This is a genomic window from Agrobacterium sp. 22-221-1, from assembly GCF_053522445.1.
This window is the reverse complement of the sequence record NZ_JBNWCL010000010.1, coordinates 19,080-44,775: the sequence shown is the minus strand read 5'-3', so window position 1 is coordinate 44,775 and position 25,696 is coordinate 19,080. Positions and strand designations below refer to the sequence as shown.

At 57.2% G+C, this 25,696-nt stretch carries 21 protein-coding genes and 2 pseudogenes; 15 read left to right on the top strand and 8 right to left on the bottom strand.

Translation table 11 applies throughout. The features are described 5' to 3' along the window. Positions 1-188 precede the first annotated feature (188 nt). From ACQZ5N_RS16320 to ACQZ5N_RS16290, 7 genes are all read left to right on the top strand, one after another. A complete protein-coding gene (locus tag ACQZ5N_RS16320; protein WP_448733478.1) occupies positions 189-1,043 on the top strand; it encodes a branched-chain amino acid ABC transporter permease in 855 nt (284 codons plus the stop codon). Next, on the top strand, positions 1,043-2,098 hold the full coding sequence (locus tag ACQZ5N_RS16315) for a branched-chain amino acid ABC transporter permease (RefSeq protein ID WP_448733477.1): 1,056 nt from the start codon (positions 1,043-1,045) through the stop codon (positions 2,096-2,098). The genes ACQZ5N_RS16320 and ACQZ5N_RS16315 overlap by 1 nt, the downstream gene beginning before the upstream one ends. After that, positions 2,095-2,850 (top strand): ABC transporter ATP-binding protein, encoded by a 756-nt coding sequence (locus tag ACQZ5N_RS16310; RefSeq protein ID WP_448733476.1) that lies wholly within the window; start codon positions 2,095-2,097, stop codon positions 2,848-2,850. Before ACQZ5N_RS16315 ends, ACQZ5N_RS16310 begins: the two co-directional genes overlap by 4 nt. Continuing rightward, a complete protein-coding gene (locus ACQZ5N_RS16305; RefSeq protein ID WP_448733475.1) occupies positions 2,843-3,553 on the top strand; it encodes an ABC transporter ATP-binding protein in 711 nt (236 codons plus the stop codon). The genes ACQZ5N_RS16310 and ACQZ5N_RS16305 overlap by 8 nt, the downstream gene beginning before the upstream one ends. Positions 3,554-3,593: 40 nt before the next feature. Continuing rightward, the gene (locus tag ACQZ5N_RS16300; protein WP_448733474.1) at positions 3,594-4,766 is read left to right on the top strand and encodes an ABC transporter substrate-binding protein; all 1,173 of its coding nucleotides are present in this window, start codon (positions 3,594-3,596) and stop codon (positions 4,764-4,766) included. A gap of 92 nt (positions 4,767-4,858) precedes the next feature. Continuing rightward, a complete protein-coding gene (locus ACQZ5N_RS16295; protein ID WP_448733473.1) occupies positions 4,859-5,743 on the top strand; it encodes a DUF1932 domain-containing protein in 885 nt (294 codons plus the stop codon). Then, a complete protein-coding gene (locus ACQZ5N_RS16290) occupies positions 5,740-6,942 on the top strand; it encodes a LysR family transcriptional regulator (protein ID WP_448733472.1) in 1,203 nt (400 codons plus the stop codon). The genes ACQZ5N_RS16295 and ACQZ5N_RS16290 overlap by 4 nt, the downstream gene beginning before the upstream one ends. 23 nt (positions 6,943-6,965) lie before the next feature. On the opposite strand, the gene ACQZ5N_RS16285 is transcribed toward ACQZ5N_RS16290, so the two are convergent. From ACQZ5N_RS16285 to dctA, 4 genes are all read right to left on the bottom strand, one after another. Further along, positions 6,966-7,976: a Bug family tripartite tricarboxylate transporter substrate binding protein gene (locus tag ACQZ5N_RS16285; RefSeq protein ID WP_448733471.1), complete on the bottom strand. Its 1,011-nt coding sequence runs from the start codon at positions 7,974-7,976 to the stop codon at positions 6,966-6,968. 102 nt (positions 7,977-8,078) lie between these two features. Further along, positions 8,079-9,143: a 4-oxalomesaconate tautomerase gene (locus ACQZ5N_RS16280; protein WP_448733470.1), complete on the bottom strand. Its 1,065-nt coding sequence runs from the start codon at positions 9,141-9,143 to the stop codon at positions 8,079-8,081. Beyond that, positions 9,136-9,807 carry a 4-carboxy-4-hydroxy-2-oxoadipate aldolase/oxaloacetate decarboxylase gene (locus ACQZ5N_RS16275; protein ID WP_448733469.1) on the bottom strand — a complete coding sequence of 224 codons (672 nt, stop codon included), beginning with the start codon at positions 9,805-9,807 and terminating at the stop codon, positions 9,136-9,138. Before ACQZ5N_RS16275 ends, ACQZ5N_RS16280 begins: the two co-directional genes overlap by 8 nt. Positions 9,808-9,848: 41 nt before the next feature. Continuing rightward, entirely contained in the window at positions 9,849-11,195 is a 1,347-nt protein-coding gene (gene dctA, locus ACQZ5N_RS16270; protein ID WP_448733468.1) for a C4-dicarboxylate transporter DctA, read from the bottom strand. A gap of 280 nt (positions 11,196-11,475) precedes the next feature. Here dctA and ACQZ5N_RS16265 point away from each other — a divergent pair, with 280 nt between their 5' ends. The 3 genes from ACQZ5N_RS16265 to ACQZ5N_RS16255 all read left to right on the top strand — a co-directional run bounded on the left by ACQZ5N_RS16265 (position 11,476) and on the right by ACQZ5N_RS16255 (position 14,826). After that, positions 11,476-12,765, top strand: coding sequence for a LysR family transcriptional regulator (locus ACQZ5N_RS16265; RefSeq protein WP_448733467.1), 1,290 nt, complete (start codon positions 11,476-11,478; stop codon positions 12,763-12,765). A 148-nt stretch (positions 12,766-12,913) separates the two neighbouring features. Next, positions 12,914-13,936: an amidohydrolase family protein gene (locus ACQZ5N_RS16260; RefSeq protein WP_149622380.1), complete on the top strand. Its 1,023-nt coding sequence runs from the start codon at positions 12,914-12,916 to the stop codon at positions 13,934-13,936. Then, entirely contained in the window at positions 13,936-14,826 is an 891-nt protein-coding gene (locus ACQZ5N_RS16255) for an amidohydrolase family protein (protein ID WP_448733466.1), read from the top strand. Before ACQZ5N_RS16260 ends, ACQZ5N_RS16255 begins: the two co-directional genes overlap by 1 nt. A gap of 27 nt (positions 14,827-14,853) precedes the next feature. Here ACQZ5N_RS16255 and ACQZ5N_RS16250 read toward each other — a convergent pair whose 3' ends face one another. Next, positions 14,854-15,768 carry a LysR family transcriptional regulator gene (locus ACQZ5N_RS16250; RefSeq protein ID WP_448733465.1) on the bottom strand — a complete coding sequence of 305 codons (915 nt, stop codon included), beginning with the start codon at positions 15,766-15,768 and terminating at the stop codon, positions 14,854-14,856. 102 nt (positions 15,769-15,870) lie between these two features. Between ACQZ5N_RS16250 and ACQZ5N_RS16245 the strand changes: the two genes are divergently transcribed. From ACQZ5N_RS16245 to ACQZ5N_RS16230, 4 genes and pseudogenes are all read left to right on the top strand, one after another. Next, positions 15,871-16,521: a tripartite tricarboxylate transporter TctB family protein gene (locus ACQZ5N_RS16245; RefSeq protein WP_448733464.1), complete on the top strand. Its 651-nt coding sequence runs from the start codon at positions 15,871-15,873 to the stop codon at positions 16,519-16,521. Next, positions 16,514-18,019 carry a tripartite tricarboxylate transporter permease gene (locus tag ACQZ5N_RS16240; RefSeq protein WP_448733463.1) on the top strand — a complete coding sequence of 502 codons (1,506 nt, stop codon included), beginning with the start codon at positions 16,514-16,516 and terminating at the stop codon, positions 18,017-18,019. The genes ACQZ5N_RS16245 and ACQZ5N_RS16240 overlap by 8 nt, the downstream gene beginning before the upstream one ends. Positions 18,020-18,047: 28 nt before the next feature. Next, positions 18,048-19,040, top strand: coding sequence for a Bug family tripartite tricarboxylate transporter substrate binding protein (locus ACQZ5N_RS16235; protein ID WP_448733462.1), 993 nt, complete (start codon positions 18,048-18,050; stop codon positions 19,038-19,040). 82 nt (positions 19,041-19,122) lie between these two features. Then, positions 19,123-19,254 (top strand): annotated as a pseudogene (locus ACQZ5N_RS16230) (integrase core domain-containing protein); the annotation flags it as partial. 349 nt (positions 19,255-19,603) lie between these two features. On the opposite strand, the gene ACQZ5N_RS16225 reads toward ACQZ5N_RS16230, so the two are convergent. Then, on the bottom strand, positions 19,604-20,380 hold the full coding sequence (locus tag ACQZ5N_RS16225; protein WP_448733461.1) for an IclR family transcriptional regulator: 777 nt from the start codon (positions 20,378-20,380) through the stop codon (positions 19,604-19,606). A 271-nt stretch (positions 20,381-20,651) separates the two neighbouring features. Between ACQZ5N_RS16225 and ACQZ5N_RS16220 the strand changes: the two genes are divergently transcribed. Continuing rightward, positions 20,652-22,751 (top strand): TonB-dependent receptor, encoded by a 2,100-nt coding sequence (locus tag ACQZ5N_RS16220; protein WP_448733460.1) that lies wholly within the window; start codon positions 20,652-20,654, stop codon positions 22,749-22,751. A 117-nt stretch (positions 22,752-22,868) separates the two neighbouring features. Here ACQZ5N_RS16220 and ACQZ5N_RS16215 read toward each other — a convergent pair. Further along, a pseudogene (locus ACQZ5N_RS16215) lies at positions 22,869-23,560 on the bottom strand (transposase); the annotation flags it as partial. Between the two features lie 634 nt (positions 23,561-24,194). Then, positions 24,195-25,679: an efflux transporter outer membrane subunit gene (locus tag ACQZ5N_RS16210; RefSeq protein WP_448733459.1), complete on the bottom strand. Its 1,485-nt coding sequence runs from the start codon at positions 25,677-25,679 to the stop codon at positions 24,195-24,197. Between the last annotated feature and the right edge of the window lie 17 nt (positions 25,680-25,696).

The window sequence follows — 25,696 nt, the reverse complement described above, 5'->3', positions numbered from 1 at the left end:
ATAGTCACTGGCTCCGAAAAACAGAAAGCTATAGCTATTTTTTATGACGACCACGCCAATTTGAAATAGGCATTATCCAACATTGGCGTAAGCCTTAGGCCTCGAACTGGCGCCGCTCTCGCGATTGCCATGGAGAAAGTTCGAGTTTGGTGCCGCTCTCAGGAGGAGGGCATCTGTCGGGAGGAAAAATGCTGACCCTTCTATTCGATGGGCTCGCCTATGGGATGCTGCTGTTCGTATTGTCATGCGGACTGGCCGTTACCCTCGGGCTCATGAACTTTATCAATCTCGCCCACGGTGCCTTTGCCATGGCCGGCGGCTATGTCACGGTCATCCTGACCAACCGCTTGGGCGTGCCTTTTCTTTTGTCCCTGCCAGCCGCTTTCCTCGTCACTGCACTTGTGGGCGGGCTCTTGGAAAAGACGCTCTATTGCCGCCTTTACGACAAGAGCCATCTCGACCAGGTGCTGTTTTCGATCGGCATTGTATTTGTCGCCGTAGCCGGGATCGACTACGTCATGGGATCGCAGCAGCAGATCCTCAGACTGCCGGAATACCTGCACGGCCGCCTGACGATTTTCGGTGTCGGCGTCGGTGTTTATCGCGCCTTTCTGATCGTCGTCTGCGGCATTCTTGCTGTGGCACTTCAGCTTGTTCTTGCCCGCACGCGTTTTGGCAGCCGACTGCGGGCATCGGTTGATGACCGGCGCGTCGCCCGTGGAGTTGGCATCCGGGTCAACACGATCTTTGCTGTGACCTTCGCCGTTGGTTCCGGCCTTGCCGGCCTAGGCGGCGCGCTCGGTGCTGAGATCTTGGGCCTCGACCCGACCTTTCCGTTGAAGTTCATGGTCTATTTCCTGATCGTTGTGTCCGTAGGCGGCACATCCAGCATGACCGGCCCCCTTGTCGCCTCGATCCTTCTCGGCGTCGCCGACGTGCTCGGCAAATATTATGTCCCGTCGCTTGGCGGCTTCATCATCTATATCGTCCTCGTCGCGGTGCTGGTCGTGCGCCCGCAGGGCCTTTTCGCGAGGGCGAACTGATGCCGCACAGTAAAACAGAAGCCCCCGTCATTCCCGCTAACATCGATGCCGGCATGCGGCGCAAAACTCGCTGGTCGCCGCTCGAGATCATCTTCTGGGTTTGTGCCGTGGCCGCATGGTTCTTCGCTCCAGATGAACATCTGATCCTGACCGAAATCGTCGGCTTTGCTGTCCTTGCACTGTCGATCGACCTCGTACTCGGCTATGCCGGTATCGTCACGCTCGGCCAGGCTGCAATGTTTGGCGTTGGCGCTTATGCGAGCGGACTGTTTTCGATCTATGTCACTGCCGAACCGTTGACCGGACTCCTGATCGCAGCACTTGCTGGCGCGGCAGTCGCTTTACCGACAAGCCTGCTCCTTTTGCGCGGGGCGGATCTGACGCGGCTGATGGTCACGCTCGGCGTCGCCGCGGTCCTGCATGAGATCGCCAACCAGGCGAGTTGGCTGACCGGCGGCGCTGATGGGCTTCAAGGGATCACGATCGAACCCTTGTTTGGACGTTTCGAGTTCGATTTTTATGGTCATACCGGCTACGCCTACAGTCTCGCCGTCCTTTTCGTTCTGTTTGTCATCGCCCGCTTCATCGTCGCCTCTCCGTTTGGCTATTCCCTGAGAGCGATCCGCGACAATCCCTTGCGCGCATCTGCAATTGGGGTTCCCGTCAAGACGCGCCTGATTGCCGTCTATACACTCTCCGGTGCATATGCCGGCATCGCCGGCGCGCTTTTCACCCAGACCCAGCAGTTTATCTCACTTGATGTCCTATCGTTTCAGAAATCTGCCGATGGCCTGATGGTGCTCGTGATCGGCGGGACCGGCTATCTGTATGGCGGGATCGTTGGTGCCCTGGTCTACAAACTCATCCAGGACACGCTATCGTCGCTCACGCCGCAATACTGGCAGTTCTGGCTCGGACTTCTGCTGATCGCCTTTGTCATCATCGGACGCGATCGTCCACGCCAAACCGTGGAAATGCTCACCGCCTGGCTGACGTCCAGAAAACGTACCGTCGCACAGTCCCGAAACCTCAATAGCGAAGGCAAGGCGTCATGACGGCTGTCGCACTGGAAACCCGAAATCTCAACAAAACCTTCGGTGCGTTGAAGGCGACCACCGATGTCAGCTTCCGTCTCGCCAAGGGCGCACGCCATGCACTAATCGGCCCGAACGGTGCCGGCAAGACGACCTTCATCAACCTTCTAACCGGTGTCATCCGCCCTTCGAGTGGTGATGTGCTTCTTGACGGCGAGAGCGTGACGGGGCTGAACCGCGAACGCCGCGTTCATCGGGGGCTCGTGCGCACCTTCCAGATCAACCAGCTTTTTGCGGGCCTCACTGTCGTGGAAAGCCTGATGCTGGTGATCAATGAACGCGAAGGGCGCGGCTGGAACTGCTTACGATTCGCGGCGAAGTTTGCCGGGCTCGAAACGGAAGTCGCACAACTGCTGAAAGACTTCGGACTCGACACGGTTTTCGACCAAAAATGCTCCTCTCTTCCCTACGGTAAGCAGCGACTCTTGGAGATTGCACTAGCCGTCGCCTGCAAGCCGAAGGTTCTGCTGCTCGACGAACCGGCAGCCGGCGTTCCCGAGGCCGATCGCAAGGAGGTGATGGCGCGGATTGCCGCCCTTCCCAACGAGGTCTCCATTCTGTTGATCGAGCACGACATGGATCTCGTCTTCAATTTTGCCAAACGCATCTCGGTTCTCGTGGCCGGTGCGCTCTTTGCGGAGGGTTCCGTCGAGGAAATCTCGAAAGACCAGCGGGTCAAGCAAGTCTATCTTGGAGGCGCAGAGCATGGGTGAACTGCTCAGCATAACGTCGCTTTCGGCCGGATACGGCAAGGCGACCGTCATCCACGGCATCGATCTTGCGCTCGAACGTGGCAAGGCCCTGGCCCTGCTTGGGCGCAATGGCGTCGGCAAGACGACACTGCTCAACACCATGGTGGGCCTGACCCGTCACCATGGCGGAGTGATCACGCTCGACGGCCTTGATGTGACGAAGATGACACCGGAGCGCCGCGTCGAGGCGGGTATCGGCTGGGTGCCGCAGGAACGCGGCATCTTCCGCTCGCTGACCGTCGAGGAGAACATCACGGCGGTCGCGCGGCCGGGGAAATGGACGCTTGCTTCCATGTATGCGCTCTTTCCCCGGCTGGAGGAACGGCGCTCGAATTTCGGCAATCAGCTCTCAGGAGGCGAGCAGCAGATGCTGTCTATCGCCCGCGCATTGGTCCTTAATCCGAAAGTGCTTCTGCTTGATGAGCCAACCGAAGGATTGGCGCCGATCATCGTAGAGGAACTTCTTGCTGCGATCAGGAAGATCGTTTGCGACGAAGGAATGGCGGCAATCATCGTAGAGCAGCATGCCCAGCAGATCCTCTCCATCACGGACGAGGCGATCATTCTTGACCGGGGCAGCGTCGCTCATGCCTGCCAAAGCTCGACGCTTGCGGCCGATCACCAGACTTTAGGTCGGTTTCTGGGGGTCGGCGCGCAAGTTTAAAAACCACAGGACAATGAAAACCAAAACACAGGAGGAGAGAATGAAACGACTGAACAAATTCCTGACAGGCGCGATGGCCGCGGTTGCGCTGATGGCGGGGGGAGCCTCCACGCTACACGCGGAAGACAGTGTCAAGGTCGGTGTGGTCATCCCGCTGACTGGTGGTTTCCAATCAAACGGCCGCCAGATCAACGCAGCGCTGAAGGCCTATGTGGCGACCCATGGTGAGACTGCCGGCGGAAAGAAAGTCGAATTCATCGTCAAGGACGATGGCAGCGTCCCGGATAACGCGCTGCGAATCTCACAGGAGCTTGTCGCCAATGACAAGGTTTCGATCCTGACCGGTTTCGGCAATACGCCGACCGCACTTTCCGTGGCGCAATTGTCCAAGCGCGCAAAGGTCCCGCAGATCATCATGGTAGCAGCGACCTCTTCGATCATGAAGGCCTCGCCATATATCCTGCGCACCTCCTGGACCATCCCTCAGGTCGCCAGCGTGATCGGCAAATGGGCGCCGGAGAACGGCGCCAAGAAATTCGTCAGCGTGGTCTCCGACTACGGTCCGGGGAAGGATGCGGAGGAATGGTTCACGAAAGCGATCGAGGCCAATGGCGGCACGGTCGTATCCAAACTCAAGGTGCCGCTGGCCAACCCGGATTTTGCCCCCTTTTTGCAGCGCGCGGCCGATGAGAAGCCTGAGGCGTTGTTCGTCTTCGTGCCGACCGGCGCAGGCGCTGCCTTCATGAAGCAGTTCGTCGAGCGTGGTCTCGACAAGTCCGGCATCAAGGTCATCGCCATGGCCGACGTCACCGATGACGACATCCTCGACAGCATGGGCGATCCTGTGATCGGTGTCATCACAGGCGGACCTTACTCGACCAACCACGATTCTCCTCAGAACAAGGCCTTCGTTGAAGCCTTCAAGAAGAGCAATGACGGGATGCGCCCTAACATGGTGGCTGCCGCTGCCTGGGATTCGCTGGATCTTATCTACAAGACACTCGACAAGACCAAGGGCGATACCAGCGGCGATAAGTTTGTCGATGCGGCCAAGGGCATGCAACTCGACAGCCCACGCGGGCCAATTTCGATCGACCCTGACACCCGCGACATCGTACAGAACATCTACATGCGCAAGGTCGAGCGCGTGGAAGGTACGCTCTACAACACTGAGTTCAAGACCTTTGAAAAAGTGAAGGACCCGGCGCAGTGAGCGCCTGATCCCCTACACAAAAGGGGGCGCGACATCATGCGCCCCCGCGCAGGACATGAGATTGGGTTGGTGCGCGCGGGTCGGGAGAGATCATGTTGAAAATTGCGACTTTGGGCTTCGGTGAAGCGGCTCAGGCCTTCGTCTCCGGCTGGCGAAGCGAAATCGATGCAAAAAAACTGGGCCTGGTTTCGACCTTCGATATCAAGATCGAGGACAAAACGCAGCATAATGTGCTCATCGATGCCTGCGCAAAGCTCGACGTCACCTGCGCTCCGACGCGGGCCGCCGCCTTCAAAGGCAGTTCGGCGGTCTTCAGCCTCGTCACGGCCGACTGCGCTTTGGAAGCGGCAGAAGCCGCTCTGCCCTTTCTCGAAGGCGACAGCCTTTATCTCGACTGTAATTCCTGCTCCCCTGCGACCAAGTCAGCCGCCGCCGCGCTGATCGAAGGCGCGGGCGCCCGATATGTCGACGTCGCTGTCATGTCTCCGGTCCATCCCGGCCGACATCGCACGCCGCTCCTGCTTTCGGGCGAAAATGCACCGAGTGCCTTGGCTTTACTGGGCGATCTCGGCATGAATGCCCGGATTGCCGGCGAGAACGTCGGCGAGGCATCTTCGATCAAAATGCTTCGGTCGGTTATGATCAAGGGCCTTGAGGCGCTAACCGCAGAATGCATGCTGGCCGCCCGGCGCGCCGGCGTCGAGCAACAAGTGCTCGCCTCGCTTCAGGCGTCCGACCCCGGCATAGACTGGACCGCTCGTTCCGCATACAATCTGGAGAGAATGCTGGTCCATGGAAAACGGCGCGCCGCTGAGATGCGCGAGGTTGCGATGACATTGAGCGAATTGAACCTACCCAATCGCATGGCCCTTGCCACCGTGGACTGGCAGAGCCAACTTGGCGAACTCGATGCCGAAATCACCGACGCCAGCCTGACCGGACGGGCAGATGCAATATTGAAATCCCTCCCGACGTGACCCTGATTCAGACCGCATCGAACGTTCAACACAATCTTCGACATCTGCGGGTCTTCCTCGCGGTTGCCGACACTAATTCGGTAACCCGGGCGGCGGCGCTTTGCTATCTGTCGCAACCCGCAGTCACCCAGGCACTTTCGAAGATCGAGCGCATTTTGAAGACGCCCCTATTCGAGCGCACGGCGCAGGGCCTTTTTCCCAACGCCGAAGGCCAGGTTCTGGAGCGGCGCGTGCGGCGCGCCTTCGATTTTCTCGATCCGGCCCTCGCCGAACTCAGCCCACGCCTGAAACTTATCGCAACCACATCCCAGCTTGAAGCGCTGATCGCGGTCAAGGAAGCCGGCAACTTTACGCTGGCGGCCCATAGGCTCGGTCTGGCACAGCCCACCGTCCATCGCGCCGTAACACAATTGGAGGCAGAGGCCGCCAAGCCACTGTTCGAGCGGACATCTTACGGTATCATAGCCACGAAACAAGCTGTCAGCATTGCCGAGGCAGCAAGGCTCGCCTTTACCGAACTTATACAGGCGGAAGTCGATCTGGCGGAAACGCGGTCGGAAGAGGTTGGCAAGATCGTTGTTGGTGCGCTACCGTTGTCGCGTTCGTATTTACTGCCAAGAGCCATCGCCGAATTTCGCAATTGGCGCAGAAAGATCACAATTCAAATAGTCGACGGACCTTATGCCGAACTCCTAGCCGGCCTGCGTCGAGGTGAGATCGATTTCCTGATTGGCGCCCTTCGCGACCCACTTCCGATCGCCGACGTTAAGCAAACATTTCTCTTCAGCGACACAATTGTGATCGTTGCCGGGAAATCTCATCCGATACTAAAAGATATGCCCGTGCGAGCTGATAGGCTCGTGGAATATCCCTGGATCGTCAGCCTACCCGGTACGCCCATTCGTACACAGTTCGATCGCATGTTCGAACGGTGGAACTGTCGTCCGGACAGCATCGTGGAATCGGCTTCGCTTATCCTAATGCGGGAACTGCTGCTGACAACCGATCATCTCGGATGCATCTCATACCGCCAAGCTCAAGCAGAACTGTCGCGCGGCCTCATTTCATCCATATCGCTGGATCTCGAGCAAACGGCTCGCCCGATAGGTCTCACCACTCGAGCCAACTGGGTGCCCACCGCGCCTCAACGCCAATTTCTTGAGATTGTAGACAAGTATTCCAAAGCCGATATGGAATAGGGGACACCCAAGCCAACCCGTTCTTACTGCTTCGGCACTCCCGCACGATCGATCACCGACGACCACTTCGCGATATCATCTGCCAGCCGCTTCCCGATTTCCTGCGGTTCGCTCGAACGTGCCTCAACGCCTAAGTCTGCAAAGCGTTTTTTTATCCCTTCGTCCGCAAGTACCTCCTTAAGGGCGCCATTGAGGACCTCCAATGCCTCTCGCGGCGTGCCCTTGGGCGCAAAAACAGCATTCCACGAAGTGACTTCAAAGCCTGTAACACCTGCCTCCGCAACCGTCGGAACATCTCCCGTAAGACTTGATCGTTGAGCCCCGGAAGAAGCAATCGCAATAGCATTGTTCTGTTGCAACGCGGCCTTTAACGCCGATGGACTGTCAATGATCATGTCGAGTTCGCCTCCCAACAATGCGACTTGGAGGTCAGGAGTGGCCTTGTAAGGAACGATTGTGAAATCTATCCCCGCGGATGATTTGAATAGCTCAGCCGCGAGGTTCTGGCTGCTGCCTGTGTTGATCGTCCCAACGTTCAACGCTCCCGGATCTGCCTTTGCGGCATCCAGAACATCCTTCAGCGAGTTGAACTTGCTACCCGCCTTGGTGACGAAAACGAAATCGAAGTAAGCAAGGCTGGAAACCGGTACGAACTCGGCAACTGGATCGAATGGTAACTTTTTAAACAGCGGCACGCTGATCGCCGTTCCGTTCGAAAAAAGGGCAAGCGTGTAGCCATCCGGCTCAGCATTGAGAACGGCACGTGCCGCGGACGCTCCACCAGCTCCGGGCTGGTTCATGATTATGATCTGACGTCCAAGCTTTTTGCCGAGTGCATCCGACACGATGCGCGCAGTTATGTCGGCGATCCCTCCAGGACCAAAAGGCAGAACGAGAGTAATGTCTCGCTCCGGGTAACTCTGCGCCTCAGCAAAGTTGGGAAACACACCTGCCAACGCAAATGCTCCAACAGCCATGGTGAACCTCGTAGCTTTACAAAAACCACCAGCAATCTTGTGAACGAATAGCCTCATGTCTTCTCCTCCCATTTAAGCCGCAGGGCAGCTTGGTTTTATGATCTGGATAGCGCTCACCGCCGAGGCTCCTCTTCCATCGGTGATAAGCGGTTGTGATCGTCAATCCATCGGTGCAGGAAATACTAACCCGTCGAAAAGCTTGCGCGCCGTTCGCACGGTGCCAGCCGCGTTGATCTGTCCGTCAGCATCGATGTCGAGAAATACCTCCATGGCGCCGGTGGGATGCTCGATCAGGTACCGGCCGTCGTCTGGCGTCGTAACGAGTTCCGCAGCCGGACTCTTTGGAAGCCGCGTTGCAGTGGCGACGGTCACGGCCGCCAGAACGCCAACCGACGCATGGACGCGATGGGGAATGAAGCTGCGGGTGGAGATTGCTCCACCATCGGAGGCTTTTGAGACCAAAGTCATCTTTGGAACCGAAGCAGCTGTGACGTCCCCGAGGTTCATCATAGGCCCGGCTTTCAATCGGATCGTTTCGATACGCTGCTTCAGTTGCGCATCGGCTTCAATTTGCTCACGCGTCTCCGAGCCGCTCAGGCCGAAATCGGAGGCGCGCATCACGACGCATGGCATGCCGTTGTCTATGAGGGTTGCAGAGATGCCATCAATAACATCGACTTCATTGCCGGTGGGCAGCAATGATCCACACATCGATCCAGCAATGTTCTCGAATAATAGCGGCACAGCCGCGTGGCGGCCCGGTACGCCGGCGATTTCGGTTTCGCCTCGATAGTCGACGCGCTGACCAGGAGTAGCGACCTTCGCCACAGCCACCTCACCTGAGTTGACCATGTGGATGCGGACTTCGGTGACCCCGTCTGTTGCCGTGACAAGCCCGCGTTCGATCGCCGCGGGGCCGACCCCCGCCAGGATGTTCCCGCATCCTTGCGCATCGCTCACCAGAGCCTGGTCGACAAAAACCTGCAGAAAGAGGTAGTCGACATCCGCATCATCGCGCGTCGAAGGTGAAAGGATTGCGACCTTCGACGTGAGTGGATCGGCGCCGCCGATGCCATCGATCTGGCGTGGGTCCGGCGATCCCATGATGGCGAGCAGCAATGCATCGCGCGCGCGCGGCTCACCGGGTATATGTTCCCCGAGGAAATAGGCGCCTTTGGATGTGCCGCCGCGCATCCAAAGGCACGGAATACCTTCTTCAAACATATTTGAGACCCTTCTGCTCAAGCACCGGGCGCATATTGTAGATATCCAGGCCGAGTTCTCCGGCAGCAAGCTTGGTGCGCTTGGCGTCTTCGTTCGCAAGCCGCTTTTCCGCAGCCGCGAGTACGGTTGACGCCTCGATGCGCTTGACAACGCATACGCCGTCATCATCGGCGACGATAACGTCCCCGGCCTCTATATGTGCACCGGCACAGACAATCGGCACGTTGACGGAGCCCAACGTCTCCTTCACCGTCCCCTGCGCGGAGATTGCCTTGGACCAAACCGGAAAACCCATTGCCGTCAGGTCGCGGATATCACGTACGCCCGCGTCGATGACCAGGCCCTTGCAGCCGCGGGCCATTGCCGAGGTCGCCAGAAGATCGCCGAAATAACCGTTGTCGCAGGGGGAGGTTGGCGCCAACACAAGGATGTCCCCGTCCTTCAACTGTTCAATTGCAACATGCAGCATCCAGTTGTCGCCAGGAGGCGAGGAAATGGTGACCGCCGACCCAGCGACCTGACCACCGGCATAGATCGGGCGCATGTAGCTCGCCAACATTCCCTTCCGGCCCTGTGCCTCATGCACGGTCGCGACACCAGCCGCGCCAAGACGCTTGATGATGTCTGCTTCGACCCGCTCGATATTTTGAACAACGATACCCATTTCTATAAGTCCTTTTATCTATGAGAAAGTCTGCGTGAGGTTCACGCGGCAACAACGCCTTGAACGCGTCTTAAGCGAGCATTGCCAACCGTCTCTGCCAGCATCTTTTCATCGAGCTTGCCTTCCCATTTGGCGATGACGATCGATGCCAGGGAATTGCCGATGAGGTTCACGAAAGTCAGCCCTTCGGCCAGAATGCGGTGAATGCCGAGGATGAGAGCGATGCTCGCGACAGGGATGGCGCCGGTCGTATTGAGCGTGGCCGCGAGAACGACGAATGCCGCACCCGCAACGCCCGCAGCCCCCTTCGATGTCAGGAGAAGTACGCCGATCAGGCTCAGTTCATGCCAGATGGTGAGAGGCGTGTTCGTTGCCTGGGCAAGAAAGACTGCGACCGTCGTGAGATAAAGGCATGTCCCGTCCAGATTGAACGAATAGCCTGCCGGAATGACAAACCCGACGACGGATTCCTCGCAACCAGCCTCGCCCATCTTTTGGATGAGCCGCGGCAGCACCGTCTCGGTCGACGTGGTGGCCGCAACAATGATGATTTCATCCCACAGATAGCTGAACAGTCGGAACAGGCTGACCCCGCACCAGTGGGCAATCGTGCCGAAAACAATTGCGGTAAAAAGCGCGCAGACCGCAAAAAACTCGATGATCAATGAACCCAGCGACCAGAGAGACGACGTACCGAACTGACCGATAGTGAATGCGATGGCTCCAAACGCGCCAAGCGGCGCGAAATACATGATGTAGCCGATGATCTTGAAAAAGCCCTGCGACGCGCTTTCGATCACATGAAAGACCGGCCGGCCGCGCTCACCGATCGAAGCCAGGGCGATGCCGAACAGGACCGAAATGAACAGGACCTGGAGGACGTGCCCTTCGGTGAAAGCGCTAACGAAACTGTCAGGTATGATACCCATGAAATAGGCGGTCATCGACTGATCATGCGCCGTTGCGACATAGGATTTGATCGATGACGCATCAAGCGTCGTCGGATCGATGTTCATGGCTGCACCGGGCTTCCATAGATTGACGGCAACAAGGCCGAAAACCAGGGCAAGTGTGGTAATGACTTCAAAATAGAAGATCGACTTCAAAGCAACCCGGCCAACGCTCTTCATGTCGTTCATGCCGGCGATGCCGTGAACAACGGTGACGAAGATGATCGGCCCGATCATCATTCGGATCATCTTGATGAAAGCATCGCCGAACGGCTTCATCGCAATCGCTATTTCCGGTGCGAAATTGCCGAGCAGGATGCCGATCACCGTGCCGGCGAGAACCTGAAACCAGAGCTGCCCTAAAATGCCAAACCGGCTGCTTTCGCCGACCTTGCCCGGCCTTGTCGGCACAGGACTGCTTATTCCTGAATAAGTCACGCGATATTCTCCTCCCGAAGCCTCGGCTCCAACCCCGACAGGGTCTCGGATTGCGGTCCCGGCACATAATTGGCGCTATGCCACTCCCCGGACATCAAGCACGCGCTTGTGCTCGCTCGATATCCGAACTCCATGGAGATGAAGGGAAAGCAACCCGGCCCGCTCCCGCGATCCCGTTGCAAGGCCAGACACAGAGGTCACCTTTCCCGTTGGGCTTTGTAGAAGACCTCCTCTTCAACCTCCGACCCAAATTAAGGGACAAAGCGCCTGAAAAGGCAAAATGGATTTGCGCACGACCCATAAGTTCTGGTTAAGTATCGATATGACCTTGCAGCGTGAGATCAACTTTCGTCACTTCGAAGCCGTCGCGATTGCCGGCCGTTTAGGCAGCATTAGCAGCGCCGCAAACGCGATGAACCTATCGCAGCCGGCCGTGACCCAGGCAGTGGCCAAGGTGGAAGCTCAGCTTGGGCATATTCTTCTTGAACGACAGCCCGGCGGTGTGGTCCTGACCCAGGCGGGTCATCTCATGACGCAGCGAATAGAGCGGGCACTCGCCTACATTATCAGAGGCGGACAGGGAGTTCGTCGCTCAGCCCGCCTGCCTGCATTGCCGAATATCGAACGTCGCATCACGTTCGGACAGTTGCGCGCACTCACCGCTGTCGATCAGGCAGGCAGCTTTGCGTTGGCTTCAAAGATGACCGCACTTTCAGAGCCTGCCTTGCATCGATCGTCTCGAGAGCTCGAGCAGCTTCTTGGTGTATTGCTCCTCACTCGACATGGGCGGACAGTTCAGCCAACCCACGCGGCCTCACATCTCCTACGCTTTGCACGCTTGGCGCTTGCCGAAATTGAAGCCGGTTTCGATGAGCTGGCGGCGCTTCATCGTGATGGTGCCGGCCGACTGACGATTGGCACATTACCCATGGCGCAGACAATCTTGCTCCCACGGGCTCTCGCTCGTTTCTCCAGTGCCAATCCAGCTGCCAGTATCACCGTCGTTGAAGGGCCGTACGCAGACCTGCTCGTCAATCTTCGCAATGGCCAAATGGATGTGCTGATTGGTGCCGTTCGTGATCCCTCACCCGTGAAGGACGTGGTGCAAGAGGAATTGTTTGACGATGACTTGGTCATCGTCGCACGCAAGAAACACCCTCTGGCCCGGCGCAAAGAGGTCGACTTTACAAGCCTGAGAGATTTCCCGTGGATCACTGCATCCAGCGGGGCGCCAATGCGCTTGAAATGGGAATCGATATTCACGGAGCATGGTATTGACCCGCCGCCGATGCGGATCGAAAGCAATTCGGTCACGATCAGTCGCGGCTTGATGCTCAACGATGACTGGCTAACGTTGATGTCGCGAGACCAGTTCGTTGTTGAAAGGCTTGCCGGCCTTCTCGTCGAAATCCCCAGCGCTTTCTCTTCACAGCGGAAGATTGGCCTGACGTTCCGCAGCGACTGGCAACCGACCCGTCTACAAGCCGCATTCGTAGCAGAATTCCGCCGAGCTTGTGTTGACTGGACTTCAGAAAAACGAATGGAGAGTAACTCATTCCGATACGGCTGATATCGGCTTGCCAGCTATAACGCAATGAGCCGGGAGGAGAACCGCTCACCAAGTCTGATCACGTTCCAAACTCCTTCCGCTTGTCATGGATGCGGCCGCAGCTTCGCGCTTTCAGGACGCTTAAAAATACAGGAGGAACCCGGACGTCATGATTATCGATTGCCACGGCCACTACACAACTGCACCCGCCGCTCATTCTCAATGGCGCGGTCGTCAGGAAGACGCGATCAAAAGCGGTGGCGATATCAATCCAGCTTATCCCGAAATTTCCGACGACGAGATCCGCGAGACGATCGAGGCTAACCAGTTGCGGCTCTTGCGCGAGCGCGGCGCCGACATGACGATCTTTTCACCACGCGCTTCGGCGATGGCGCCTCACGTCGGCGACCAGCCTGCGGCAAAAGTATGGGCACGGCGTTCCAACGATCTGATCAAGCGCGTTGTCGACCTCTATCCGGAGACATTCGTCGGTGTTTGCCAACTGCCGCAGACACCCGGCATCTCCGTTTCCACCTCGATCGAAGAGCTGGAACGCTGCGTTTCGGAACTGGGATTTGTCGGCTGCAATCTAAACCCCGATCCGTCTGGCGGACGTTTCGATGCACCGCCTCTGACGGACAAGGCCTGGTATCCGTTCTTCGAGAAAATGGTCGAGCTCGATGTCCCGGCGATGATCCATGTCTCCGGGAGTTGCAATTGCGCCATGCATGCCACCGGCGCCTACTATATTGCCGCGGACACGATTGCCTTCATGCAATTCCTAGAGGGTGACTTGTTCAAGGACTTTCCGGATCTGCGCTTCATAATTCCCCACGGCGGTGGCGCTGTCCCCTATCACTGGGGGCGTTATCGCGGACTGGCGGACATGCTGAAACGGCCACCGCTCGACGAGCACGTCATGAAAAACGTGTTCTTCGATACCTGCGTCTATCATCAGCCCGGCATCGACTTGCTGTTCGAGGTCATAGACGTCGACAACATCCTGTTCGGCTCGGAAATGGTGGGCGCTGTCCGCGGAATCGACCCGCAGACCGGCCATTATTTCGATGACACCAAACGCTATGTCGATGCTCTCGATATTTCGGATGCCGACAAGAAAAAGGTGTTCGAACTGAATGCCCGTCGCGTCTATCCGCGTCTCGACGCGCAACTGAAGGTAAGGGGATTGTAATGACCACATTCACGATGGACCCGAACTGGTTATGTTTCGATCCTGATCCCAGCAAACCGCGCTATCGTCCGCCGGCCGGCGCAGTCGACGCGCATTGTCATGTCTTCGGCCCGGGCGACGCTTTTCCATATGCAGATGAGCGTAAATATACGCCTTGCGATGCCGGTAAGGACAAATTATTCGCGTTGCGCGACTATCTAGGTTTCGACCGCAACGTCATCGTACAGGCAACCTGCCATGGCGCAGACAACCGTGCGCTTGTCGATGCACTGCAAGGCTCTAGCGGCAAGGCACGCGGCGTGGCGACCGTACGCGACACAGTTTCCGACGATGAGCTTTCGCAACTGAACGAAGCCGGAGTCCGGGGCGTACGCTTCAATTTCGTCCGCCGCCTCGTAGATCCCAAACCGGACGCCTATTACCGCACCATTATCGACCGCATCGCACCGTTGGGCTGGCATGTCGTCATCTATTTCGAAGCAGCAGACCTTGAGGAAAGATGGAAGTTCTTCACCTCGCTGCCGACGACTGTCGTGGTCGACCACATGGGAAGACCGGACGTCAGCAAGCCTGTCAACGGTCCGGAATTCGGCCGCTTCGTGAAATTGATGGCGGAATACGAAAACGTCGTCAGCAAGGTCAGTTGCCCGGAGCGTCTGTCAAAAACGGGAGCACCAAGCTACGACGACGTCGTTCCCTTCGCCCGTATGCTGGTCGAACGTTTTCCCGATCGCGTGCTCTGGGGCACGGACTGGCCTCATCCCAACATGACCACTCACATGCCGGACGACGGTCACCTGGTTGACATCATCCCGCGCATAGCGCCGACTGCCGAACTTCAGAAAAAGCTTCTCGTCGAGAACCCGATGCGCATCTATTGGAACGACTAACGAACAGCTCGAGCGATCGTCGAGCAATTATGCGTCTCCCATATAGCCGAAAGACTGCCGGATAAGATTTCGTAGTCTTTCCGCATTGGCGGACAGCGAACCGCTCTTACGGGTGATGATGCCGATTTCGCGGGAGACGTTCGGCTCGGTAAGGACCTGGAGCGATAGCGCGGTGTCGGCCGTTGCATCAAAAGCCATGCGAGGAACCACAGCTAACGCGGCTCCTGCCCGCGCCATCGCAATCGCTGTTTGAAGATGTTGTGCCTCGAATTGCCACGACAAGTCGAAAACGGAGCCGGCAAGCGCATCGTCGATGATGAGGCGGTTTCCGGAATGCTGAGAGACACGGATAAGCGGGAAACCCTCCAAGTCACGCCACTTTACCGCCATGGGCTGAGCCAAGGCATGATCAGAAGGAGCTACAAGAACAAAAGGATCTTCGACAAGGACCTCAGCATCAAAGTCCCAACGGTTGGTGGTGATGATGGTAATGCCGAACTCGATGAGACCTTTTGCGAGCAAGTCTGAGATCTCCGCTGCTGACTTGTCGAAGATGTGGACGACAACGTCAGGATTGGCAGCGCTGAAACTCTTCAAAATCTCGGGAAGCCGGCCGGCGGCGAATGTCGGGAGGCAACCGATTGCAATTCGTTCGCGGCGCGCGTTCCCAGATAGCTTCAAGTCGTCGATCGTTGCCGCTAGGACCGCAAGCATCTCCTTGACCTTGGGAAGCAATTCCAGTCCCGCCTGAGTAAGGCTCACCTCCTTGCTACTACGCATGAACAGCTTCTGGCCGACCTCGTCTTCAAGCTTTCGAATACGGTGGCTTATCGCCGTGTGAGACAGATGAAGGTGTTGTGCTGCTTCGCGAAAGCTACCGCGATCGGCGATCGCCACGAACGCCTGAAGGCCGAGAAAATCCATGCGCGAAACAATGCTCATCTTCTTACTCCTGATGAATCTAGATCATCTGATGGTTCATAAAATTCGTTTGTTTCACCGGGAAAAATGCACGATCAATCACAGCATGCAAGGGAGGTGCATATGAATTTAGGGAGAAAAGCGACTCCGTCGCTCAATGAAAACGTATTTGCGGGCGCATTTCTGATCGCATTCGGATGTTTTGCGATCTGGCTCACAAGCGATTTGAGCCAGGGCAACTTGTCGTCGATGGGCGCGGGCTTTTTGCCTCGATACCTTGGAATGGCGATCGGCCTCCTCGGTGCAGTGCTTTTCGCTGCGGGCCTGCGATCCCCCGCGAGCGGCTTTGGCCGTACAAACTGGCGAGGGCTTGCATTGGTCTCACTCTCTGTGGTGTTTTTTGCGCTGACCATTCGCCCATTCGACCTTGGCCTCGTCACAACTCCGGGTCTCGGCCTGCTCATCGCGGGCCCAATGACGGTCCTTATCGCCGGATATGCATCGCCTGAGGCAAATCTTCGCGAACTGCTCATCATCGCATTTTCGCTGACGGCATTCAGCATCCTGCTGTTTGCGGACATCTTGAACCTCCCGCTTCCGGTCTTCCCAAAGATTGTGAACGTCGTGTTGTCAGGGATCCCGTCGAAGTTGGTGCTGAGGGTTACGACTGGTCTTTTGGTCCTTCTCGCCATAACGGCGCACATCTCCTCCTATGTCGTTTCAGCGAAAACGGACGGGACAGCATCGAAAAAAGCGGAGGTGAAGAATGCCTGACCTCTTCGCTAATCTGGCGTTTGGGTTCTCAATCGCCTTCACCCCAGTCAACCTAGGCTTAGCATTCATCGGATGTCTTGTTGGCACCCTGATTGGTGTCTTGCCAGGCGTTGGCCCCATCGCCACGATCGCAATGCTGCTGCCAATTACATTCGGCATCGATCCGACCGGTGCTCTGATCATGCTGGCAGGCATCTACTACGGCGCCCAATACGGCGGATCCACAACAGCAATCCTCGTCAATATTCCAGGTGAAGCCTCATCAGTCGTAACGGCGCTTGATGGGCATCAGATGGCGCGGCAGGGCAGAGCTGGCGTCGCCCTCGGCGTCGCCGCAATCGGATCGTTCTTTGCCGGTACGGTCGCGACAATTGTCATCGCTGCCTTGAGCGGTCCACTCACTGGTATCGCCCTGATGTTCGGCGCTCCGGAATATTTTGCATTGGTTGTGATGGGGCTAATTTTCGCTGTCGTTCTGGCAAGAGGGTCCGTCATCAAGGCTGTCGCCATGATCCTGGTCGGGATCCTGCTTTCGACGGTGGGAACAGACCTTGAGACCGGCGAAGAACGGATGACGTTCGGATTGCCGTTCCTGGCAGACGGCATTGATTTCTCGGTCCTCGCGATGGGATTATTTGGCATATCCGAAGTTCTTAGGAACCTCGACGCGCCAGAAACACGCGATACCGTGAAAAAGGCGATCGGGCGTTTGCTTCCGAACAGGAGCGACGTCAAGGCGTCTACTTGGCCGGTCCTCCGTGGCACCGTGATTGGAGCCATTCTCGGAATCTTGCCAGGAAGCGGTGCGATCCTCGGTCCCTTCGCCTCTTACACATTGGAAAAGAAGATATCCAAGACGCCCGATCGCTTCGGAAATGGTGCCATTGAAGGTGTCGCTGGGCCAGAATCAGCCAACAATGCCGGGGCACAGACATCGTTCATACCGCTTCTGACACTGGGTATCCCCTCTAACGCAGTTATGGCGCTGATGGTCGGTGCGATGACCATTCATGGCATCGTGCCAGGTCCGCAGGTCATGACGAAGAGCCCCGATCTATTCTGGGGAATGATTGCGTCCATGTGGATCGGCAACCTGATGCTGCTTGTAATCAATCTCCCAATGGTTGGGATTTGGGTCAGGCTTTTGACGGTCCCGTACCGGTTGATGTTCCCGGCGATATTGCTGTTTTGCTGTATTGGTATTTACACAATCAATTCAATGCCGACCGACGTGCTTTTCATCGGCTTCTTCGGCCTGCTCGGATACGCATTGACGCGGCTCGGGTTCGAACCCGCCCCGCTGCTTCTCGGCTTTGTACTGGGAGATCTTATCGAAGAGAACTTCCGACGGGCGCTGCTGATCTCCCATGGTTCACTGGCTACGCTAGTAGAAAGCCCGATCAGCATCTCATTACTTTTGCTCGCAGCAGTGACACTCGTTCTCGCACTTTTACCGAGCATTCGGCGCGGGCGCGATGAGGTTTTTGCGGAAGATTAACAACACGCATCTTTGGAGGATAGTGCACATGAACCAAGATATCGGGATTACCAGGCGCACCATGCTGATCGGAACGGCTGCGGCGGCCGTGTCCGCTTTGCCGGGCTTTGCCGCTCGGGCGCAGACATACCCGGACCAGAACATCACGATGATCGTCCCGTTTACCCCAGGGGGTTCGACCGATATTCTCGCACGTCTGCTTGGGCAGAAACTGGAAACCGCTCTAAAACAGCCCGTCATCGTTGAGTCACGGCCCGGAGCAGGTGGAACGGTCGGGGTGGCGGCCGTGGCGAGAGCACAGCCTGATGGATATACCTTGGTTATGGGGCACATTGGCACGCTTGCCGTCGCTCCTGCTCTTTATCCGAAGCTATCCTATGACCCATTAAAGAGCCTCGAGCATGTCAGCGGCATCGCGAAGGTTCACAATATGCTCGTCGTCAACTCTGATGTACCGGTAAACACTCTTGCCGAACTCATCGAATATGCGAAGCAAAATCCTGGCAAGTTGAACTACGCGTCCGGCGGCAATGGCAGTGCAGCGCATATCGCGATGGTCGCACTTAATGAGCAGGCTGGCGTTAAGATGACCCACGTTCCGTATAAGGGAACGGCGCCGGCTGTAACGGATCTTCTGGGCGGCAGGGTCCAGCTGACCTTCACCGGCGCACCAAACCTCCTCCAGCATGTCGAGGCGGGGAAGCTTAAAGCTCTTGCGGTTTCGGGTGAAACGCGTCTTCGCTCTGCACCAACGATACCAACCGTCGCGGAGACCTTCTCAGGCTTTGAGGCGTCGCAGTGGTATGGCATCTCGGCACCCGCCGGAACTCCCAAAGAAATCATCGAGACGTTGAACAACGAGATCGTGAAAGGCATGGCAGACAGTCAAATCCGCGATCGCCTTTCGGTCGAGGGTGCAGATGTTTGGACGAACAGTCCGTCCCACTACAGTCAGCACATTGCCACCGAAATCGACCGATGGGGAGCGCTGGTCAACAAAGCCGGTATCCGCCTCGATTGATCGAAAAAATTCGGCCCCGCTTGTGGCGGGGCTAATTAAATTCCAAGCCTCCACTGTGAAGATCTTGAGAGAATCGACCCCCGTCAACCTCGCTGTTCCAAAATCGTGCCGTGAGGATTGGCGTAGAGACTATGATGAGTTCCGGCCACACAGCGCTATCGGTAACAAGGTGCCGATTTTGCTCATGAACAGCTCATCGCTCCCCCCCCCCCCCGCCAACATGAGCCTTAACCCCGGAAAATTCCAGCTCCCGCTGGCCCTAAATCGGGGAGCACCTCAATAACCGCGCGAGCGAACTCAAAAACCGGATAAAACTTGGGAGGGGGGTCAGACTCCCTTGATAAAGGGGGCAAGGGCGCGGCTGGGCAACTGCAGATCCGCCCAAAGAGTACTTGCCAGCTGCGGCGAAGCTTCCCTTCCGTCGGGTACAAAACGGCCTGATAGCGTTCCAGGAAGAAGTTATTAATCGGAAGCCGACCGTCGCTGGTGTGGCGGATCCGGTACTCACACTAGTCCAAGCTATCCTCGTGCTGCACCTTTGCGGAGCATCTGGCCGAATAGGCTTACGCTCCGCCGGATTCGGCCGTCGCCTGTCTAGCTGCTTCGATCAGCCGGGAGAAATGCCGTTCGGTCTCGGCGGTGGCCACGAAGGATACGGTGGTGACGACACAACAGAGTTCGCCCTGGGCGTCGAAAACCGGCGCGGCCTTGCCCGTCAGGGCGGAGAACAGATGTTCATTGAGTTCCGCGCCACCCGCTTCGCGGATGGTTTCAAGAATGCCGGCATCGGGACGGGAGCCGCGAAAGGCGGCCGGTTGCAGCCTGCGCACGGCGGCTATCCTGTCCGGTGGCAGGTAGGCCTGAAAAACCAGCCCGCAGGCGCTGTTGTCCAGCGGCAGAACATCGCCGAGCGCCACGGTGCTGATGGAAAAGCTGGCGCTTCTCGCCCATCGCACCACGGTCGGGCCGCGTTCGGTCCAGATCGCCACGCCGCAGCTGGCGCCGATCCTGGAAGCAAGCGCATTCATCTGGCGGCCGGCGGTTTCGACGGGATTGATTCGCCTGAGCGCGCTGATGCCTATTCCGAGCGCCGCGGGTCCGAGATCGTAACTGCCGCTTGCGGGGTCCTGTATCACCAGCCCCTCCCGCACGAGGCTTTGCATGTAGCGATGCGCGGTGGAGCGGCCGGTGCCGGCGCGTTTGGCCAGTTCGCCAAGTGCCAGCGCCCTGTCCGATCTGGCGAGAAGATTGAGGAAACGCGCCGCGATCGACACCGACTGAATGAGGGCCGAGCGCTTTTCGCCCTCGTTTTCCGGCAGATTGTCCGAATCGTCATCCATGGCGTTCAAGCCCGTTCCCCCCGTTTTGTTGAGCATGCCTAACGCATCGGACCGGAAATCGGAATCGATTTCTGCGGACGGAACCATGCTGTTCCCTTTCGAAACGCTGCGGGTGCGCAAGCGGCGGTCGGTAAACTTTGTTGTAAATATGGCACATCCCGTTACGGAAGCCTTTTTGTCCGCAATACAGAACGCATTCTCTATTGCGAAACGGATAACGCTTCCGTTACTTGAATATGACTTTAATACTCATGTTTATTAGGGGTGTGTGATGGGGTTTAGCTCTAACGGTCGTTTGATGAGCGGGGTCAGCGCTCTGACGCTGGCGACATTGTTTGTGACGCCGGTTCTCGGTCAGGATCAGCAGGCGGCGACGGCGGGCACCACCGTCTTGAAGCCGATCGTCGTGACCGGTGAAAAAGTGGCGCGCGACATGAAGAACACGGCGTCGTCCGTTTCGGTCATATCCGGGGATAAAATCAAGAAGGAAAAGACCGGCGACCCGACCGTCTCGGAAGCGATCAAGGATATTCCGAACGTCGTTTACACCGACAATGTCAGCGCCCCGATCATTCGCGGTCTGGATACGCAAGGTCCGAATACGGGCGCGACGGCATTTTTTGCCGGCACCGTGCCACGCGCCACGATCAATGTAGACGGCCATTATCTCGGTTATAACGAATTCATCTATGGTGCCACCTCCATCTGGGATGTCGAAAGCATCGAAGTTTTCCGTGGCCCACAGACCACCTCGCAGGGTGCCAACGCCATTGCCGGCGCGATCATCGTCAACACGAAGGATCCGACATTCACGCCGGAAGCCTCCTATCAGGCGGAAATCGGGAATTACCACCAGAAGCGGGCTTCATTTGCGCTTTCGGGCCCGCTTGTCGAGGATCAGCTGGCGGCGCGTTTGGCGGTTGATTATTCCGGCCGCGACACCTTCATCGATTACATAAATTCCGCATTCGCCCATGAGGGAACGGATCAGGACTTCAAGGAATTTAACGCGCGTTTCAAGCTTCTGTGGGAACCGCCGGAGATTCCCGGGCTGACGACCAAACTGACCTATTCTTATAATGCCGCCAACCGGCCGAGCCAGGAAGCGGCGTCGCGTCCTTTCGAGGATCTCAATCACGTCACCACCACCATGCCAAGCTGGAGCCAGAACACCCACACCGGTATTCTCGACATCAATTACGATTTCGAGAACGGCGTGAAACTGTTCAACCAGACGCAGTTCTCGGCTTCCGATGCCAGACGCCGGGTTGGCGTCGTGAACAACGGCGATGCGGATATCGACCAGACGAACACTTCCCACGAAACACGCGTGACCTTCGGTGATCAGGAAGACGTGCTGAGCGGTGTTGCGGGTATTTATTACGCTCATACTCAGGCTGACGAGCTTCTTCGACTTACGGGGCGATATAACAATAGTCTTTCGACGTTCGACGACACCAAAGATAACTTAGGTATCTTCAGCGAGTTGAGCTATCGCCTAACGGACCAATGGACGCTGACCGGCGGGCTGCGCTACCAGCAGGACCGAATTCAGCGTACAGGCCGTTCCGTCTATTCGGCTCAGGCCGTGGATTTTGACGAAACATTCTCCGAACTGCTACCCAAGGCGACGCTTGCCTATGCGGTGAACGACGACTGGACTGTCGGTGGCATGATCAGCCGCGGATACAATCCGGGCGGGGTGTCACTCAATATCTCATCTGGCAAATGGATGACCTTCGAGGAGGAAAAGATCTGGAACTATGAGTTGTTCACCCGCGCGAGTCTGCTGGATGACCGGCTGGTGCTTAACAGCAACCTGTTCTACATGGACTATACGAATGCCCAATTTAACATTCCGGTCGTCATCTCTTCGGGTGTTACCCAGTCCTATACGATCAATGCACAGAAGGCTCACGCCTATGGTCTGGAAGTTGGTGCCGATTATCAGGTTCTCGACAATCTGACGCTGAAGGCCAGCGCCGGTCTGCTGAAGACCGAAATCGACGAGATCGCCAGCAACACCAGCTATGCCGGCAATGAATTCGCAAAATCGCCGGGCTACATGTTTAGTATCGGCGCAAGCTGGGATGTGACCGACAAGTTCACCGTTTCTGGACAGGTGCGCCATATCGACGGTTATTATTCCGATACGGCCAATACGGCTACCTATGCGATCGATCCCTATACGATCGCGGACGTGCGGGCGAGCTACAAGTTCCAGGACGAGCTTGAGTTCTACGCTTACGTCAAGAACGTCTTCGACGAGCGCGCGCCCACCTATATGCAGCAGAACCGCGGCATTGGTGGTATCGAGGCCAGCATGACCGAACCGCGAATGTTTGGCATAGGCGTCCGCGGCACGTTCTGAGCCATCGCCTCACCAACTATCGACGCTCGGCAGGCTTGGAACTCATCCACGAGCCCAAGTGTCCTCTCTAAAATAGTTGAGTGTTTCAAGTAGTTATAATTCATTCGGATTTGCGAAGCCGTCATGGATGCGGCCCTTGCGAACGGCCGTATGCTTCTCCAGCAACATGGCGTGGTTGCCCATGATGCGGTGAACCCGTTTGGCGTTGACGACAGGCTTATCGGCGGCTCGCCTTTCGCGATTGAGGAGCGCGGCGATCCGCCGATAGCCATAGGTTGGCCTCTGATCCACCAACCTGCGAATGGCGGGCAGAAGCTCTGCATCCTCGGCCTTCCGATAGGGCCCGCGCGGCTTTGATCTGCCTTTCAACCGCTCCACGAGGTTGGAACGGGACACCCCCAGCGTGTCTGCGACGGCTTTCATCGGGAACTGTCCTTCGGCAACAAGATCGGCCGCGATATCCGTTTTTTTGAGTCTGCTTTCGAAAGGGCTTCGCGGAGTATCTCGACCTCCATCGTCTTGCGGCCCAGCATGCGCTCCAGCTCGCGGACGCGGTCTTCAAGCTTCTTCACTTCCGAATTGCCGACAACCGGCTCGTCTGAATCCACGGCGGCAGCACCTCCCTCACTCAAGAGCCTGCGCCACCGGTAAAGCAGATTGGGCGCAACGCCATGGCGGCGAGCGGTCGAAGATACCGTCTCGCCTGGTTCGAAACTCTGCTCAATGATTGTCAGCTTCTGCTCGGTTGTCCACCGCCTGCGGCGGATATCACCCGTCAGCAATTCAACATGTCGATACTCGTTAGACATAAGCCTGTCCTCAAGCCCGTGCTTGAGCCTTTCTGCTTATGCCGACTGTCCGGTCGAAAGGGGGTGCAGTTCACCCCCAAAGGCTTAATAGATACGTCCCTCGATAATAGAACATACCGTGCGGGGAGTTGTTGCCTTTAGGATGGGCCAGCAATTCGGGCCGGACAGAGAGGTACGAAGAACAATGAGTTCGCTGCTTTCCACCCGATCGGTGGAAAATTTCTCAAGCCCAAAAGGGCCATTGCCACCAAAAGCATGCCCCTCCCTGACCTCTTCCGCCAACTTAACGACATACCACTTATCGCTGAGACCCAATCACAGACCGGCGCCCGGATGGTCCTTGCCGACTGGATTGTCTTGATCATCATCAGCAGCACGATCATTTCGATCTCTGCGGCCTCCTAAATCATCAAACCCCTGCGGCTTGTCGATAGTTCGATCGGACGTGTCGGATCGGACTGAGTATGTGCACATTCCCGGAGACGGCCCAGGCGAAGTTGGAGCAACTGCTCGGACGCTCAACCGTCTTTCGGCACGTTTGAATTACGCCATCGAGAGCCGAATGCGACTGGGGGCGGCCGCCTGCCACGGCCCATGTGGCGCTATCTGATCGGCGAAACCGCAATGACTGAGCTCACCTGCTGGCGATCCTGGGTCCTGTATCCGTATCCACAACTGCGGGTTTTTCGACGCGGGCATTCCCTTTCCATCCGCCACCCAAGGCCTTGTGGAGGGAGACATAATAGGTTGCTATATTCGCTTTACTCTCGATGAGGTCTTCTTCGGTGGAGTACAGATCGCGTTCCGATTCCAGTACATCCAGAAGATCCTCCATCCCGGCCTTGTTGAGTGCATGCGCCAATTGCACCGCCTGCCGATAGGCGGCGACCGACGCCGACAGCTTTGCCCGGCGCTGCTGCGACTGGTTGAGAGCGACGATGGCATTCTCGACATCTTCCATGGCTGAGAGGACGGCAGATTGATAGGCAACGAAATACTGGTCTCTTTGTGCCTTTGCCACGTCGACGGCGGCCTTCAATTGCCCGCCCTTGAAAAGAGGGATCGAAATAGTCGGTCCGAACGACCAACTGATCGACGACTTCTGGGCGAGATCGGAAATGCTTGCTGCCGATGACGCGATGTCGCCCGTCAGGCTGATGGAGGGATATCTAGCGGCTTCAGCCTGACCGATCTTTGCCGTGTACTGCGCCAACTGTCTTTCCGCCGATCGCACATCCGGACGCGAATGCAGTACGTCGGCCGGAATGCCGACGTTTACCGGATATGTCGGAGAAGGAATCTGGACGGGTTTATCCATGAGTTGCTGTAGCGCCGAAGGTGTGTTGCCGAGAAGAACGCTCAACCGATGGACGGAATGCTGATAGGAAATCCGATAGGATGGGATATCGGCTTCCGTGGAGGCAGCCTGAGCATCAGCCGTCGCAGTATCCACACTCGTTGCATCGCCAGCTTCCTGCTGCTTGCGCGTGAGAGAGGCGGTTTCGCGCTGCGATCGGGCCGTACGTCCGGCCAAGGTGATCAGAGCCTGATATTCGCGTGCCTGGATATAGTATGAGGCAACGTCGCCGATTAGCGTGACATAGGCATCGCGCAAATCTTCGTCCGCTGCTTCCGCCGAATAGCGTGCGGCTTCGGCGGCGCGGCGGTTTGCGCCGAACAGATCTATTTCCCAGTTCGCGTCAAAGCCGATCTGATATTCGGTGGAGATCGTGTTTTCGTCCGACGACTTGGATTTGCTCCGTGTTGTCGAAGCCGAACCGTCAAGTGTGGGGAGGAGGGCCCCCGTCTGCTGGCGATATGCAGCTCTTGCTTCCCTCACCCGGGCTTTGGCGCTTGCCACATCCAAATTCTTCTCGATGGCTTGCGCTATGAGATCGTCGAGGAGCGGGTCGTTCAACTTTCGCCACCATTGAGTCAGCTCCGGCGGCTTGGCCCGTTCGGCCTTTTTTGCACTGGCCCACGAGGCGAGATGGACCGTTTTCGGCGTCTGATAGTCAGGCCCGACGACGCACCCGACAAGTGTCGCAACCATTGTCCCGATAACGGAAAGACGGACGCAACCAAGTAGGGGGCCTTGATTAATTATCGTTTTCGGCACGATGACCTCCTTTAAAA